This window comes from Hyphococcus luteus (genome assembly GCF_002943565.1).
In the GTDB taxonomy this organism is placed as follows: domain Bacteria; phylum Pseudomonadota; class Alphaproteobacteria; order Caulobacterales; family Parvularculaceae; genus Hyphococcus; species Hyphococcus luteus.
Window position 1 is genome coordinate 469,797 of record NZ_PJCH01000001.1, and the last position, 15,632, is coordinate 485,428.

General features: G+C 63.4%; 16 protein-coding genes and 1 tRNA gene. 5 read left to right on the top strand and 12 right to left on the bottom strand.

The annotated features are described in order from the left end of the window. Nucleotides 1-4: 4 nt before the first annotated feature. Genes CW354_RS02020 through CW354_RS02030 form a run of 3 tightly spaced genes read left to right on the top strand, consistent with a single transcriptional unit; the run spans nucleotide 5 to nucleotide 2,196 of the window. A complete protein-coding gene (locus CW354_RS02020; RefSeq protein ID WP_243396247.1) occupies nucleotides 5-709 on the top strand; it encodes a glycosyltransferase family 2 protein in 705 nt (234 codons plus the stop codon). Nucleotides 710-735: 26 nt separating this feature from the next. Further along, nucleotides 736-1,617: a diaminopimelate epimerase gene (gene dapF / locus CW354_RS02025; RefSeq protein WP_243396249.1), complete on the top strand. Its 882-nt coding sequence runs from the start codon at nucleotides 736-738 to the stop codon at nucleotides 1,615-1,617. Further along, nucleotides 1,618-2,196, top strand: a complete 579-nt coding sequence (locus CW354_RS02030; protein WP_104828365.1) for a thymidine kinase — start codon at nucleotides 1,618-1,620, stop codon at nucleotides 2,194-2,196. 58 nt (nucleotides 2,197-2,254) lie between these two features. On the opposite strand, the gene CW354_RS02035 is transcribed toward CW354_RS02030, so the two are convergent. After that, a complete protein-coding gene (locus CW354_RS02035) occupies nucleotides 2,255-5,056 on the bottom strand; it encodes a phosphoenolpyruvate carboxylase (RefSeq protein WP_104828366.1) in 2,802 nt (933 codons plus the stop codon). Nucleotides 5,057-5,245: 189 nt separating this feature from the next. On the opposite strand from CW354_RS02035, the gene CW354_RS02040 reads away from it, so the two are divergent. Together CW354_RS02040 and CW354_RS02045 are read left to right on the top strand one after the other, a co-directional pair. Then, a tRNA-Ser gene (locus CW354_RS02040) sits at nucleotides 5,246-5,335 on the top strand. Between the two features lie 152 nt (nucleotides 5,336-5,487). Then, entirely contained in the window at nucleotides 5,488-6,756 is a 1,269-nt protein-coding gene (locus CW354_RS02045) for a DUF6538 domain-containing protein (RefSeq protein ID WP_104828367.1), read from the top strand. Here CW354_RS02045 and CW354_RS22870 read toward each other — a convergent pair. Genes CW354_RS22870 through CW354_RS02095 form a run of 11 tightly spaced genes read right to left on the bottom strand, consistent with a single transcriptional unit; the run spans nucleotide 6,739 to nucleotide 15,621 of the window. Beyond that, nucleotides 6,739-6,996, bottom strand: coding sequence for a hypothetical protein (locus CW354_RS22870; protein WP_133162128.1), 258 nt, complete (start codon nucleotides 6,994-6,996; stop codon nucleotides 6,739-6,741). The two genes, CW354_RS02045 and CW354_RS22870, sit on opposite strands and share 18 nt — an antisense overlap. 48 nt (nucleotides 6,997-7,044) lie before the next feature. Further along, nucleotides 7,045-7,359 (bottom strand): DUF736 domain-containing protein, encoded by a 315-nt coding sequence (locus CW354_RS02050; protein ID WP_104828368.1) that lies wholly within the window; start codon nucleotides 7,357-7,359, stop codon nucleotides 7,045-7,047. Between the two features lie 3 nt (nucleotides 7,360-7,362). Beyond that, nucleotides 7,363-7,599: a DUF2274 domain-containing protein gene (locus tag CW354_RS02055; RefSeq protein ID WP_104828369.1), complete on the bottom strand. Its 237-nt coding sequence runs from the start codon at nucleotides 7,597-7,599 to the stop codon at nucleotides 7,363-7,365. Between the two features lie 10 nt (nucleotides 7,600-7,609). Continuing rightward, the gene (locus CW354_RS02060) at nucleotides 7,610-8,857 is read right to left on the bottom strand and encodes a TraB/TrbI/VirB10 family type IV secretion system protein (protein WP_104828370.1); all 1,248 of its coding nucleotides are present in this window, start codon (nucleotides 8,855-8,857) and stop codon (nucleotides 7,610-7,612) included. Nucleotides 8,858-8,862: 5 nt separating this feature from the next. After that, a complete protein-coding gene (trbG, locus tag CW354_RS02065; RefSeq protein WP_104828371.1) occupies nucleotides 8,863-9,852 on the bottom strand; it encodes a P-type conjugative transfer protein TrbG in 990 nt (329 codons plus the stop codon). Between the two features lie 3 nt (nucleotides 9,853-9,855). After that, a complete protein-coding gene (trbF, locus tag CW354_RS02070) occupies nucleotides 9,856-10,548 on the bottom strand; it encodes a conjugal transfer protein TrbF (RefSeq protein ID WP_104828372.1) in 693 nt (230 codons plus the stop codon). A gap of 3 nt (nucleotides 10,549-10,551) precedes the next feature. Further along, a complete protein-coding gene (gene trbL / locus CW354_RS02075) occupies nucleotides 10,552-11,874 on the bottom strand; it encodes a P-type conjugative transfer protein TrbL (protein ID WP_104828373.1) in 1,323 nt (440 codons plus the stop codon). A gap of 6 nt (nucleotides 11,875-11,880) precedes the next feature. Then, on the bottom strand, nucleotides 11,881-12,579 hold the full coding sequence (gene trbJ / locus CW354_RS02080; RefSeq protein WP_104828374.1) for a P-type conjugative transfer protein TrbJ: 699 nt from the start codon (nucleotides 12,577-12,579) through the stop codon (nucleotides 11,881-11,883). Next, nucleotides 12,576-15,056 carry a conjugal transfer protein TrbE gene (trbE, locus tag CW354_RS02085; RefSeq protein ID WP_104828375.1) on the bottom strand — a complete coding sequence of 827 codons (2,481 nt, stop codon included), beginning with the start codon at nucleotides 15,054-15,056 and terminating at the stop codon, nucleotides 12,576-12,578. Before trbE ends, trbJ begins: the two co-directional genes overlap by 4 nt. Then, complete coding sequence (locus CW354_RS02090; protein WP_104828376.1) at nucleotides 15,050-15,304, bottom strand: VirB3 family type IV secretion system protein; 255 nt, start codon at nucleotides 15,302-15,304, stop codon at nucleotides 15,050-15,052. Before CW354_RS02090 ends, trbE begins: the two co-directional genes overlap by 7 nt. After that, nucleotides 15,304-15,621, bottom strand: coding sequence for a TrbC/VirB2 family type IV secretion system protein (locus CW354_RS02095; protein ID WP_104828487.1), 318 nt, complete (start codon nucleotides 15,619-15,621; stop codon nucleotides 15,304-15,306). Before CW354_RS02095 ends, CW354_RS02090 begins: the two co-directional genes overlap by 1 nt. Nucleotides 15,622-15,632 lie beyond the last annotated feature (11 nt).

Genomic DNA, 15,632 nt, shown 5'->3' on the forward strand with positions numbered 1-15,632 from the left:
GCTTTTGCCCGCCCTGCAACGCATGGGTGCGCCGATCCCGCTTGGCGGCACATCGAATTTTTTCCGTGCGGGACTGCTCGCCGAGATCGGCGGCTGGGATCCTTACAACGTCACCGAAGACGCCGATCTCGGCCTCAGGCTCGCCCGGCTCGGCTACCGGGTGGAAGTGATGAATTCAACGACCTTCGAGGAGGCCAATTGCCGCCTCAGCAACTGGATGCGCCAGCGCTCGCGCTGGCTTAAGGGCTATCTGCAGACCTGGCTTGTTCACATGCGCCGGCCGCACCGCATCATCGCCACGACCGGCTGGCGCGGCTTTCTCGCGGTCCAGCTCTTCGTCGCCGGCAATGTGTTCAGCGCCATGATCAATCCCATTATGTGGACCGGCTTTGTCTTCTGGATCACCGTCAACCCGCCGATCCTCAATCAGCTGTTTCCGGCGCCGGTGCTTTATCTCAATTTGTTTGCACTGATTTTCGGCAACCTGGTTTTTGTCCTCCTGATGGTCATCGGTCCTTTGAAGCGGGGCTGGCGCAGCCTCGCCCCTTACGGCCTGACAGCCCCCGCCTACTGGTTGCTAAGCTCCGCCGCCGCCTATAAAGCTTTGTCGCAAGCGATCTTTCGCCCGCATTATTGGGAGAAGACCGATCATGTCATCAGCAAGGCCGCGCGCCAGAAACGCGAGGATGCGCTGAAGACGCATTTTTAATAGGACCGCGCTTAAGACAGGCTGTCATGACCACCGACGCACCCGCCAGAGCCCCCTCCATGCTCGCCGGCCGGCCTTATCTCAAGATGAACGGCCTCGGGAATGAATTCATCATTCTCGATCTGCGCGAGGAGCCGGCGAAGCTCGACGAAGAGGCGATCCGCAAGGCCGCGGATCCGAAGACCGGTCCGGGCTGCGACCAGTTCATCACCATCGAAAACCGAAAAGGCCATGACGGCGTCTTCATGGGCGTTTACAACGCCGACGGCTCGGAGGTCGGCGCCTGCGGCAACGCTGCGCGTTGCGTCGGCTGGCTCCTGATGGAGGAAAACGGCGAAACGAAAGTCGATTTCGAAACGCTGGGCGCGCCGCTCCACGCCATGCGCATCGGCGACAAAAGAATCGCCGTCGATATGGGCGAGCCGAAATTCGGCTGGCGGGAGATTCCCCTTGCCGAGCAGATGGACGACACCCGTTATGTGGACGTCAAGCTCGGGCCCATCGACAAGCCGGTCCTGTGGGGACCGGCGGCGGTCAATGTGGGCAATCCTCATTGCGTCTTCTTTGTCGAGGACGCCGAGGCCCAGGCGCTCGATCGCTTTGGCCCGATGATCGAACATCACCCGCTGTTTCCTGAACGGGTGAACGTTTCCGTCGCGCAGGTCCTGAGCAAGCACGCAATTCGTCTCAGAGTTTGGGAGCGCGGCGCGGGCATCACCAAGGCCTGCGGCACCGCGGCTTGCGCTGCATTGGTTTCCGCCCACCGCCGGCGCCTGACGGCGCGCAAGGCGACCGTGACGCTCGACGGCGGCGACCTCGCCATCGAATGGCGCGAAGACGACAACCACATCATCATGACCGGACCGGTGACGCTTGAGGGAGAGGGCCGTTTCAGCGACGATTTTTAGATGGCGAAACTCTATTTCAATTACGCGGCCATGAACGCCGGCAAGTCGACGACGCTATTGCAGGCGAGCTTTAACTATCGCGAACGCGGCATGGACACGATCGAGTTCACTGCAAAAATCGACGACCGCGTCGGGGGCGGCGTCATCGCTTCTCGCATCGGCCTGCGCAAAGACGCGCATGTGTTCGACGCCGGAACCGATCTTTACGAGATCGTCAAAGAGGAAAGCGCGGATATGAGTGCGGCCTGCGTCTTCCTAGATGAGGCGCAGTTCCTTTCAAACGCGCAGGTGATGCAGCTTGCGCGCATCGTCGACGAACTCGACATTCCCGTCCTCTGTTATGGCCTGCGAACGGATTTCATGGGCGACCTCTTCGAAGGCAGCGCGCGGCTCCTCGCTGTCTCCGATGAAATCCGCGAACTGAAAACCATCTGCAAATGCGGACGTAAGGCGACGATGAATTTGCGCATCGACGAAAACGGCAAGGCGGTCACTAGCGGCGAGACCATCGAGATCGGCGGCAATGATCGCTATGTCCCGCTCTGCCGAAAGCATTTCTACGAAGCCTTCAAAGATTAAACTTTTTTGTTTTGCGCGCATTTTTAACGGAAAACCGCATACACTTTTCCTAAATGCGCTAGCCGAACGCGCCGTAATGATTGGCGATCGCCTGCGACAGGGTGCGCGACGCCACAGCGATATCGCGCAACGGCGCGATGATGTCGGCGTGAATTTCCGGATAAGCGCCGCCTTCGAAGGCATGATCCTCGACCTGCTCTTTGAGGCTCTCAAAGGCGGCGTTGGCGGGCGCCCGGGCCGGAAAAATCTCGCCCAGGGTTTCAATCGTCTCCTCCAGCCGCCAATCGAGAACCATCTCGATCAGATCTTCATGGGCGATGTCGTGGCGCCGGGAAAAGGGCGGCGCGCCAGCGACGAGCGACACCGCCTTCGCCATCAACGCCTGACGGATGGCATGCAACGCTGAAAGGCGGTCCCGGTGAGCGCTTTCAACGCCGGCGCCTTCGACTTCGAGAATGGCGTCGAAACGGCGCAAATCCTGCGACAGAAAATCGGTCAGCCGGTGAAACGCATCGGACGTCTCGCCGGCGCCCAGCGCCTCCTGCGCGGCCTCATAGGCGTCAGCGCGCTTGCTTGTGCCGGCAGCGACGGCGAGCGACGACCAATAATGCGGCGCATAGAGCGTCGCATAAGCGCGCAGCACCGAAAGATCCGTCAAAGACCGCGCCCGCGCAGCGAGCGAGGTCAGCGCGCGCATGCGCCCCGAATTGTCGATATGCTCCACGAGCCGCTCCGGCTCGCGGCCCGCCGCCATGCCGAAGCCGCAGGCGACATTCGCCGGCGCCCCGAGCTGTTGCAGAATGGCGTTGTGGGGAATGGCGCGCAACGCGCTCAAATCGAAACCGCCGCCCTTGGCGCGTTTCGCCTTGCGCGAGCCGGTCTTAAACAAGAACCGCTGGGGAAACCCGGAAAGCGCGTGACGATAATCCGCCCGCTGGAACAATTGCTCCTGCCAGCTTTTCAGGCCCCGATAGAAGTCCCAGGAATAATTGATGTCCCTATAAAACCGGTCGCCCTCGTCGCCTTCGTCCTCGCAAATGATCCCGCTCCAGACGAGGTTCAGCGTCTGTTCGGAAAGTGCGGGCGACTGAAAATGCAGATAGCCCTCCCCGCCCTGAAAGCTGCACTCTTCCGCAAGCGGAATGCCCGCACGGGCGAAACGGCTTCGCACCCAAGGCGTCGAAAGGTGGTTAAGCCGGTCCTGGAACGAACCCGGATGGGCGCCGCGTCCCATGGACTCGCCATGGGTATTGAAGACGAGCGCTTCGATATCCGTCATCTCCGCTTCAGCGAGCGCGCGGGCGAACAGGACCTGCAAACGCTCCACCGCCAGCCCCGCCGCACACTGGCCCATGAAACGTCCGCTGTCGGAAAAGCCGAGCTGGATCGACATGCGCCCGCGGCCCGATATGTAATCGCGATATTCCGGCTCGCGCAAAAGCCGCTCGAGAAACCGCCCGCCGCTCTCCAGCGCCGGCGGCGTTTCGAAAAGCGGCGAGATATCGAGCTTCTTTTCAACGCCGTAAAGGCGCGCCAGATAAATCGCGCCCATGACCGTCGCCGGCGCTTCGCATTCGGCGATCAGGAATCGGATTGGCGTGTCCGCGTCGATATGTTTGAGGATTTCCGCGCACAGCATGAACTGGCGGCGCGCCGTCATTTTCTCAAGAAATACCGAGCCGAAATTCACCGCCCGTTCGCGCGCCGCAGTCGATTTTTTCGCCGCGATGTCAAGCGCCGAGCGGCCGAGAAAGCCGGTCTCCGGATCGAGCCCGAGATCGGCGCGCAAGGCGGAGCGCACCTGCGCGGCGTTAACGCGCAGATGGATGCGCGCAAGCCCGAGCCCGCAGGCCTCCATTTCCGCACGCAACAGGATGAGCGCGGTTTTTGCGTCTTCGTCCTCCACCGCCTCGATTTTCGCGCTGATCGTCTCGATCGCCGGGGCGAGGGAGATGAGCCGGCCTTCCTCTTCTCCGGTGAGAAGGTTCGCCGCCTTTACGACGACATCCGGATCGTAAAGATCGCCGGCGAAAGCCTCCGCCTGCTGTTCCGCCAGTGCTGCAGCCTTGCCGATTTCGCTGCGCAGCGTTTCGATATCGCCGTCTTTGACAAGTCCGGCGGCCTCGCCGAGGGCGGCCTCATAGCGGCGCAGCTGCGCGGCCTTTTCGGATATCCTGATGCGGATCGATTCGCCCCAGTGGATATCGCTGCGCCCGTCGAGGTCATAGCCGACCCAGCTTGCAATGCTCACCGGATTGGGACGCAGCCCCGCCCACCGGCGCGGGAAGGTCTTGCGGGCAGTCTCAATGATCGCCGCATTGAGCTTGCGCAGCGCAGCCTGCGCGTTCTCGATTGCCTTGCGCGCTTCGTCATGTTCATAGCGCAGGGTGATGTCGTCCTGTCCGTCGGCCGACAGCGCCGCCAGCTCTCCGCGCCAGGCTTTCAGCGCCGCGTCGTCCTCGCCGGGAAAACGTGCAATGAGATCGCGCTTCGCCGCGCCGAGCGCGAAAGTCGGATGCGCGGTGAAGACAATGCCGGCGCGGGCCCGCTCCACGGTGGCACGGAAAGCGTCGAAGCCTTTTTCGGCGAGATCCGTCAACGCTTCGCCAAGATCGTGTCCGCCCGCGCGGCGAGCGTGGAAGTCCCGGGCGCGGTCTTCGAACGCTTCGTCGCCGAGCGCCGCCGCCGTGACGGAAAGCGCCTCGATCGAGGCCTCGCCCTGCTCCAGCGCCAGAAACAGCTCCGAGGCGAGCCGGGCCACCGGATTGATATGCGGGTCCTCGACAGCGGCTTCTTTATGCCGTTCGAACTCAGCCAGCAGGGCGCGCGCATCCTGTGCGCTTTTTTGTATTTTGGTCATGGCCGTCTCTTTCCAATGGGACCGCTATCGCAATGCAGCATAGGCTTGTCCGCCGGGGGGTAAATAGGCGGCTTCGACTTCGCCGCTGCGCAGCCATTTTGGCCCTGTCCCGTGTTGCGCAAGCTTATTTGAGGCGCTAGACACCACGCTCCCCGAAAGGGAAGCTGTCCACGACCAGGACAGCGATGCGGAGAGGTGCCGGAGTGGTCGAACGGGGCGGTCTCGAAAACCGTTGAGCGCGCAAGCGTTCCGAGGGTTCGAATCCCTCTCTCTCCGCCAGCTTTTCTAATGCTATTTCCTCATAATATTCTGTATTCACTGATATATTTTCGATTTTGCAAAGTACGACGGAGCTAAGTGGCTTGATTTGCTACTCATTTTGCTACACAATTTGCTACACATTTCTCGGCAAAACGGTGGGGATTTTGGCGATGTCTGTCATCATGAGGGAGGGCACCTACTATCTGAAAAGGCGCGTGCCGCGTCGTTATGAGGGCGTGGAATCCAGAAACACAATCTGGATGAGCCTTCACACGGACTCAGAGAGCATCGCCCGCGGCAAAGCTGACCGAGCGTGGGCGCATCTTACAGAAGCCTGGGAGGCGCGGCTCGCGGGCGACTCAAGCGAAGCCCGGGAACGTTACAGCGCCGCACTGGAACTCGCCCGCCTGCGCGGCTTCCATTACCTCGACAGGAACGAGATCGCACTTCTTCCGATCGAACAACTGATGGAGCGGGTGGAAGCCATCCAAAACGATGGCGGCAACTCGGATTCGATTGAGGCTACTGCGTTACTTGGAGTCGCGGAGAAACCGAAAATCACGGTTGAAGGCGCCTTGGAAGATTATTGGACACTCGCGCGCGAGCGCACCCTGGGCAAGAGCGAAGACCAACTCCGGCGCTGGAAGAACCCGCGCATCAAGGCGGTCCGCAATTTCGTCGCCGTCTGCGGCGACAAACCGATTGACGAGGTCACCCGCGACGACATGCTGGATTTCCGTCAGCACTGGCTGGAGCGAATTGAAGCAAACGAAGTCACGGCCAACACGGCGAATAAGGATCTGACGCATCTCGGCGACATTCTGAAGACCGTCAACAATATGCGGCGGCTGGGAATAGATCTTCCGCTCGGAGAGTTGTCCTTCCGGCAGGGTGAGAAGCGCACCAGGCCGCCTTTCAGCACGGATTGGATTCGAACGCGCCTTCTGGCCCCTGCCGCGCTAGACGGAATGAATGATGAGGCGCGCGCGCTGTTCCTGGGAATGGTCAACACGGGATATCGCCCGTCCGAAGGCGCCGCGCTCACCGAAGCCACCATTCGTCTCGACCACAATGTGCCGCATATCGCTATCGAGCCGGATGGCCGCCAACTGAAGACGCAGTATTCCCGGCGGGTCATCCCGCTAACAGGCGTGTCTCTCGAAGCGTTCAGGGCGTTTCCGAAAGGCTTCCCGCGCTACCGGAATAGCTCGTCGCTTAGCGGCACCGTGAACAAATTTCTCAGGGAAAACGGTCTTCTCGAAACGCCGGAGCATTCCTTTTACTCGCTACGGCACGCGTTTGAAGACCGCATGATCGCTGAAGGGATCGACGACCGTGTCCGGCGCGACCTTTTCGGGCACCGGCTTGATCGCGAGCGTTACGGTAAAGGCGCGTCGCTTGAGCATCTTCAGAAGCTTGTTTCACGCCTCGCGTTTTAATAACGGCGTTTCTCGCCGAACAAGTGAAGAAAGAGAGCGGCCATTTCTACGCTTCTGCCTCCCCCGCGAGCCTGCACTTTGCGACAAGTATTTTGCTAACCGAACCTCTCGGGAGATCAACGCATCTCTCTCCGCCTCCAGCCGTTCAAGTATCGGCCAGAAATCCTCACCGGTCTGATCGATCAGAATCGCGACTTTCTCGATCGCTCTTTCCAGTCGAACAAGCTTGACCTGTTCCATCCCGATGGCGCCTCTTACCGCATGCGTCGCTAACTAACGTTTGGTTGATCAGCCTGCCTTCTGCCGGCTCCAAACCATGACGCCTGTCCCGTCCTTCTCGTTCTCGAAAAAGGCCGCACGCATGGGCTTGTCGAAACTCGGATCGTCGAGTTTGACCGCGAGGTAGGGCGTTTCGCCGTCTTTTGAGTCCTGACGCCAGGCCGCGCCGAGCTCCGCGCCGCCGGCATAGATCCGGAAATCAGGCGCGTCGTCATTGGCCTTGTCCTTGTTGGGCACGAGCTGGGCTTTGACGTTGATCGTCATCGTCCGGATCGTGCCGGTGTATTTGCCGTCTTTCAGCGTGAATGAGCCGATCTGCGCCATGGGTTACTCTCCTTTGCTGGCGTTGGTGTGAAGGGCCTTGCGGGCCCGCTTGAACCCGGCGTCGGCGCCGAGGAAGTTTTCGAGCATGGCGGGGATCAGCGTTTCGGGCTTTTCCTCCTCGCCATAGGTCTGCCGGTAGATCGCCGCATAATCGGCAAGCGCCGCGGCAAGATCGGGATCGACGCTGATCGTCAGCTTGACCGGCGTCCGGTCGGGCAGTTTGTCGATGCGCAAAGTCATGGACGGCTCCTCAATGCGGCCGGAGCACGAGATCGCGGGTGACGATGACGCGCACCGGCCAGCCGGGCCGCACGCGGATCGTCGGCTGAACGCCAAGATTGCGTTCGACCACGCGCTGTCCTGCCTGGTTCACCGTGTCGCTCGTGCCGCGTCGGATCGCGCGCTCGATGTCGCTGTCGTCTCCGGAGCCGAGTTCCGCGCCGATCCCGAGAATGGTGGCGAGCCCCGCCGCGGCGAAGGCCCTGCCCCAATGATGATCGGTGCGGTCGGCGACGCCGGCATAGCCTCTCGCGTCCGCGCCAGGCTCCGAAATCACCACAGACGTCCCGTCCGGGAATATCATCCGGTCCCAGACGATGAGCGCGCGGTCCTGGCCGAACGAGACTTCCGACTGATAGCGCCCGATGAGCCGCGTGCCTTGCGGGATCAGGAGATAGCCGCCCGTGACGGTGTCGTAGACCGGCTGCGACACCTGGGCGATGATGGTCCCCGGCAAGTCGCTGTTGATGGCTGTGATGAGAGATGCCGGGATGAGCGTGCCCGCCATGACCAGAAACGGCGATACGGGATCCTCGACACTGTGCGGATTGTAGATCGCCGCATCGGGGCGCTCGCCGGCGAAAGCCTGCTTGCGGTCCTGCAGGTTCGGATCCGCCGACGCGTTGCCGCCGGTCATTGCGCGCTGTTGAAGGCCCGCAAGCGCCGTCAGCTCCGCGCCGATTCCGTCGAGGGCCTCGCGTTCCGCAGACCGTCCGCCGCGTGGCTGGTCTGCGGTTTCCGATTGCAACCGGAAGAACACCGGCGCCCGCGCCGCTTCGTCTTCGAGCGCGGCAAGCCGCATGCGGCGCGCCCGCTCGGCCTCGTCTTCCGGATTGGGCCGGAAATCATCATCGAAGCGTTCGGCATATTCCGGTTCGACGCCAAGATCGCGCTCAGCCTGCAGGACGGTCGCGCCGAGATCGCCCGCGAGCGGCGGTCCGAGACGCGGAACGTCGCGCTTCATATCGCTATAGCTTGTCGGCAGCGATGAGAGCCCTTCGGGCTTGCGCGTGTTCGCAATGTTGTAGAGTTCCTGGCGGTCGCCGGGATCGACGGCCCGCGGCGGCTTGAGCGCGATGCTGGCGGCGGCGAACAGCAGCAGCGCGCCGGCGGCTGCGCCCGCCATCAGCAGTTTGCGATTGATCTTCGCGACCGGCCGGGGCGAGGACCGGATTTTGAGGCGCTCGGCATGTTCGTCGAAGGGAACCGGATCGGCCATCGCGCTCAACCCTTCGATCCGGTATCGGGCGATGCCGCGCGTTCGATCCGTATGATGCGCACGACCGTCTGGCGCTTCTCGCCGAGCCGCAGCTCCGCCGCGCGGAACAGCCGGTCGACGACATAGTAATTGCCGCGCACGCGGTAGTTCACGAGTTCCGCATCGTTCTTGTCGTTGAGCACGAATAGCGGCGGCATATCGGTGGTCGCGATAGACGCCGGCATCTGGATGAAGACCTGCCGCCCGTCATCGAACACGCGCACCGGCTTCCAGTCCGGATCGTCGCCCGTGAGCCGATACTCGAAATTAAGCCCGTCGATGGCGACGCCGCGTTCAACCGATCCCTCCTCACGGGCAAGTGCATCGCGATTGCGCGCGGCGAGCCGCGTTAGTTCATCGGCCGGATAGCGCCAGGAGAGGGCCGCCATGTAGCCGGTCTCGACGCTTTCGAGCTCCAGATGATAGGTCCGGCGGTCGGTCGCGATCATCAGATTGGTGCGGATGCCGGCATTGATCGGCTTCACGAGCACATGCGCGCGGGCTTCACCGCCCGAGCCGGAGACCGTGTCGCCCACCACCCAGCGCACCGTATCGCCCGCGGACACCGACACGAGGTCTTCGCCCGGCTGCAAGGCGATATCGCTCACCTGTCCGGGGCTCGAATAAAGCCGGTAGAGCGCGCCCTCCGCGTAAGGGTAGACTTGGATCGCATTTACATAGCCGTCCGGCGTCGGCTCGATCAGCGCATGCTCGCGGCCTTCCTCGATCGCCTGCTCCGGCGGGACCGGAGGCTTCGCCGGCGCCGTCTCGATTTTCTTCAACTGTCCCGGCAGCGGGAGGGGAACGGCGGTCTCGACGATTTCGACCGGATAGTCTTCCGTCTCTTCGAACGGGACGGCGCCGACAAAGCCGGCACGGTCGAACCCGTCACCGGCCGGCGCCGACGCGCAGGCAGCGGTCAGGACGAGCATGGATGAGGTCAGAAACAAGCGCATGGGTCAGTCTCCTGTGACAAGGTCCTGGCCCCAATGGAGCTCGTGGACATACAAACCGAGTGGATTGGCGCGCAGCGTCGCCGCATCGCGCGGCGGCTGAGTGACGATGGTGAAGAGCCCGGTGAAGCGGTCGGACTTCATCAGCGCGCCGTTCTCGAAACTCTTTTCGATCCAGCGCGCCTGGAAGCTGTCATCGGAGACGCGGACCACGCTTACAATTTCGACGGTCCGCGATTTGCGGCCGATATCCACGAAAGGATCGTTCGCTTGCGCATATTCGTTGAGCGCAATCGCTCCGCGGTCCGTCACGAAGTCGTAAGCCGAGAGCCAGTTTTGGCGCACCACCACCGGATCGACCGAAAGCCCGCGCACATGGCTGATGAAATTCGCCAGATGATGCGCGATCTGCGCATCGCTTGGATTGTAGCGCTCCATCGCCGGCGCGACGGCGCGCGCCGCGCCGGTCTCGTCAATCTCGACTACATAGGGCGTGACCGTCGATTGCAGGCTGCGCCAGACAAGGCCGCCGGAGGTCGAGAAGGAGAGCGCGAGACAGCCGAGCGCCATCAGCCGCCAGTTCTTCGCCTGCACGCGCGCCGAGCCGATCCGTTCGTCCCAGACCTGCCCCGCCTTCTGATAGGGCGTTTCCGGATAAGGGCTATGGCCGTAGCTGGTCGATGAGCGTTTGAAGAGCATGGGTCAGTCGTCCTTGTCTGTGAGGGTCGGCGCCGCGCCGGATGAGCCGTGATCGCCATCGCGCAATGTGTGGGCCGCCGCCTGGCTTGCGTGTGTCATGTGCTGGCGCGTCTGCATGCGCCGGGCCCAGGCGGGGCTCCCGGTCGATGCAGGCGGCGCGGAGGGCGTTGCGCCGGACGCGCCGCCAATGGGAGAGCCACCCGTCGCGTTCCATGCGCCGCGCGCGCCTTGTGTGTAGGCTTCGCGAATGCCGTCGCCGGGACGCGACAGGGTGCGGCGGACAACGTCGCCGCCGGCGCGGGCGACGCCCGCCAGACCCGCAGCGACTGCGCCGGCGCCGCTCGCGCCGGAAGCGACCGACCCCATCGCGTAAGACGTGCGCGCGCCGCCGGCCATGGACGCGCCCGCCTTGACCGCGCCGGAGACGCCCTTCGCGCCCGCGCCGATCAGCGCCTTGCCGCCAAGGCCGGCGGCATAGGCGCCTGCAAGCACGCCTGCCGTGGCGCCCGCGGCCGAACCGGCGCCAAGTTGCGGCGCGCCGGTGATGAGGCCCGACGCGATGCCCGGCGCAAAGATGCCCATCCAGAAGAAGACGAGCGCAGCAAGGACGCTGCCCATCACTTCGGCGAGCGTCAGGTCGTCGCCCGTGTTGAACGCGTCCGTTACGGCGGCGAATAACGTCGAGCCGATGCCGATGATGATGGCGATCACCATCAGCTTGACGCCCGAGGTGATGACATTGCCGAGCACGCGTTCGGCCAGGAACGAGGTCTTGTTCCAGAGCGCGAAGGGCACGAGCACGAAGCCCGCCAGCGTCGTCAGCTTGAATTCGAGAATGGTGATGAAGAGCTGCACCGCGAGGACGAAGAAGGCGATGATGATCACCGCCCAGGCGATGAACATCACCGCGATCATGACGAAATTGTTGAAGAAAGCGACCGGACCCGACATGCCGGCGATCTTTTCGAGCAGCGGTTTCGCCGCATCGAGACCGACGCCGGCGATGAACCCCGGACGCAAGAGATCCTCCGCCGTCATGGCGCCGCCCGTCGCGGTGAGCCCGAGCCTTGCGAAGCTGTCGAAAATCACGCCGGCGAGCAGCGAGAAATTGCCGATCACGAAAGCGAAAAAGCCGACATAGAGGATCTTCTTCAATAGCCCTGCAATGACGTCGGCGTTCTGCGACAGCGCCCAGAAGAGGCCGGCCAGCGTCACATCGATCACGATCAGCGTCGTCGACAGGTAAGCAACGTCGTCCGCGAGGAGGCCGAAGCCGGAGTCGATATAGCGAATAAAGGTCGCGAGAAATGTGTCGATCACGTCCATGGCCGATCAGTTCTCCATGAAGCGCTGGAAACGGGCGCGGGCGCGTTCTTCTTCCGCAAGCTCGCGCGCATGATCGAGGGCCTCGGCGCGGTACTGCGCCGCCATCATCGCCTCTATCTGCATGAGCTGTTCGGTCTGCATGGCTTCGATCTGATTGCCCGCCTGGGCCGCCTGCAGCGCGCCCGCCGCCGACTGACTGCGCTCGACGAGCCCGGCGATGGCGCCGGCGTCGGTTTCATTGTCCGCAAGCGCGGCAGAGATCGTGACGAGCGTGTCGCGATAGGCGAGCCGCGATTGCCGCCAGCGTTGCCGCGCGTCCTCCACAAGCGCCGCATCAGACGGCGGCGTCGCGCCATAGGTTTCCGGATAGGCCGCGTCATAGTCGCGTTCGACCGTCTCGACGCCGTAGCCGATGCCTTCCGCCTCGCGCATCAATTCGCTGATGTGGTTGATCCGGTCGAGAATGATCGCCTCTGCGACATTGACGGGCAGCGTTTCGAGGTTGCGCGACATGTTCTCCAGCATCTCGATTTCATGGGCGAGCTGCTCGATCTGGTTCTCGACCTCTTCGAGCGTGCGCACCGCCTGCAGGATGTTCTGGATGTGGTTGGCCGGGTCGTAGACCGTCCATTGCGCCCGCGCCGCCGGCGCTATCGCGAGGATGCCGGCGCACAATGCGCCCTTGATAAATCTGCGATAATTCATGGCGACATCTCCAGTTCGGCGGGATCGAAACAATCAGGTGCGTCCGCCAGCGGTTCGCGGACGTTGACCCCAGGCCAGCGGCCGAGCAGGTCCGCCGCCCAGTCGAGGCCCCTGGCGCGCAGGAAGGCGGCGGCGAAACCTTGCGGTCCCGCTTCGGCAAACGCCTTGTCGATGCGCTTCTGGTTCACCGGGTCGGCGGCGCCGCAAATGGCGCGCGCGATGGGGCCGAGTCCCAGATCGAACACGCGCGCGCCAAGCGGCGACTGGTAGTAATAACCTCGCTTCGGCGTCGCCCGGGCGATCAGCTCGATCTGGCGGTCATTGAGACCGAAGCGCCGATAGGCTTCCTGCGATTGAGGTTCTGCCGCGCGCTCATTCGGCAGGAAGATCCGCGTCGGACAGGATTCGATCAGCGCCGGCGCGATGCTCGAATTCGAAATGTCCGCCAGCGATTGCGTCGCGAACACGACGGCGACTTGTCTTTTGCGCAGCGTCTTCAGCCACTCGCGGATGCGCGCGGCGAAGGCCGGATTGTCGAGAAAGAGCCAGGCTTCATCGAGAACGAGCAGCGTCGGCCGTCCGTCAAAGCGCGCTTCGAGCCTGTGGAAAAGATAGGTCAGCACGGCAAGCGCCGCACCGCCCGCATGCATCAGCTCTTCCATCTCGAAACAGACCGTTTCGGCGAGGAGGAGACTGTCCGTATCCGCATCGATCAGGCCGCCATGCGGGCCTTCGAGCGTATAGGGCTGGAGCGCGGCCTTGAGTGTCTCCTCCTGCAGCATGAGCGAGAGTCCCGTCAGCGTGCGCTCCCCTGCCGGCGCGCTTGCGAGCGCACTGATCGCCTCCCACAGCCGGCCCTTGAGGTCCGGCGTCAAGACGACGCCTTCCCCGGCGCAGAGACCGACCAGCCAGTCCGCCGCGAAGCGCGCGCCCGGTTCCGTGTCTATGTCTCTGAGCGGCTGGAGGCGCGGTCGGTCGGCGCCGCCGAGATCGACATGCGCGCCGCCCATGGCGAGCGTCGCCGCGCGCGCCGAGCGGCCTTTGTCGAAGATGAAGATCTGCGCCTGCCGGTAGCGGCGCCATTGCAGCGCCAGCATGGAGAGCAGCACCGATTTGCCGGCGCCGGTCGGGCCGACCACGAGCGTGTGGCCGACATCGCCGACATGGAGGTTCAGGCGGAACGGCGTCGTCCCGTCGGTCTGCGCCTCGATCAGCGCCGGGCCGCCAAGATGCGGGTTCTCCGCTGAGCCGGCCCAGACTGCCGACACAGGCGCCATATGCGCAAGGTTCAGCGTGTGCAGGATCGGCTGGCGCACATTCGCGTAAACATGCCCCGGCAAGGAGCCGAGCCAGGCTTCGACCGCATTCAGCGTTTCGCGGATGGCCGTGAAGCCGCGTCCGTTGACGATGCGTTCGGCGATGCGGATATTTTCTTCGACGGCTTTCGCGTCCGCATCGGCGACGGTGATCGTCGTCGTGACATAGCCATAGGAGACGAGGTCGCTGCCGAGTTCCTGAAGCGCAGCATCCGCGTCGGCCGCCTTGTTGTCGGCGTCGCTGTCGAGGAGCGCCGCCTGTTCGTTGAACAGGGTCTCGCGCAGCACCGCGCCGATCGATTTGCGCTTCGCGAACCAGTGCCGACGCTTGCGGCTGAGGACCTTCTCGGCCTCCGCCTTGTCCATGGCGATGAACCGCGTCGCCCAGCGATAGGCAAAGCCCTGACGGTTCAATTCGTCGAGGATGCCGGGAAGCGTCGAGGCCGGGAAGCCGAGAATGGTCAGCGTGCGCAGATGCGCCTCGCCGATCATCGGTTCGAGCCCGCCTGCGAACGGCTCATCCGCGAGGATCGCATCGAGGAAGACCGGCAGCTCCGGCGCTGCAACAGCATGGCGCTTCGCCGAGATCGTCGAATGGAGATAGGTCAGGGTTTCGTCATCGCTGAGGCGCGCGATGTCGGCGAGACAGGTCGAGAGAAGATCGAACACCCGCAACGCCTGCTGTTCGAACGTCTCCAGCCTTTGCCGCCATGTCACGGAATCCCGATGCTGCGGGCGCTGGATCAGCGCGCGTTCCGCATTGCCGGCTGCATCCGCCGGCGGCAGCCAGAGCAGCGTCACGTAATAGCGGCTCTCGAACCGTGCACCGGCCTCATCCGCCTGCAGGGCGCGCTCCATATCGACAAGCCATGACGCAGCGTCCGGAAACGCGCCATGGGGATAGTCTCCCGCTTCTTCGCGCTGCGCCTCGAAGAAGAGCGCCCAGCCGGAGCCGAACCGGCGCAACACATTGTTGACGCGCGCCATGACCGCGACGAGTTCCGCCTCGGTCGAGCTTTCAAGATCGGGCCCCCGATAACGGAACGTCGCCTGGAACGAACCGTCCTTGTTGAGGACGACGCCCGGCGCCGGAAGACACGCCCAGGGCAGATAGTCGGCGAGGAGACGCGGCGTTTCGGAATATTCTTTGAGGTTCAGCATATGAGATGCTCCCGGTGACGGGTCGAGCGCGCCGCCACGGCCATGAAGTCAGGATCGCTCTTCGCGACGAAGACGGCCGCCGAATGACCGAGCGCCCAGAGCGCAAGGCCCGGGATCCAGAACCGGAGACCCAGCGCCAATGCTGCGGCGAGCGTCCCGATGGCGATGGCGGCGCCCCTCGGCGCGCCCGCCATCAGGATCGGCTCGGCGAGCGAGCGATGAAGCGGGATCTCGTAGCCTTCGGTCATCAGACGAGCGCGCCGCCGCCGAAGGAGAAGAAGGTCAGGAAGAAGCTCGTCGCCGCGAAGGCGATGGAGAGACCGAAGACGATCTGGATCAGCTTGCGGAAACCGCCGGAGGTTTCGCCGAAAGCGAGCGTCAGGCCGGTGAGGGTGATAATGATCACCGCAACGATCCGCGCGACCGGGCCTTCAATCGATTGCAGGATCTGATCGAGCGGGCCTTCCCAGGGCATGCCGGTGCCGGCCGCATGCGCGGGACCGGCGCTCGCCGCGACAATTGCGATCAGGGCGGCGGCCTGCACGGTCCGGTTCACGGCCTTCATTTGCGAATAGA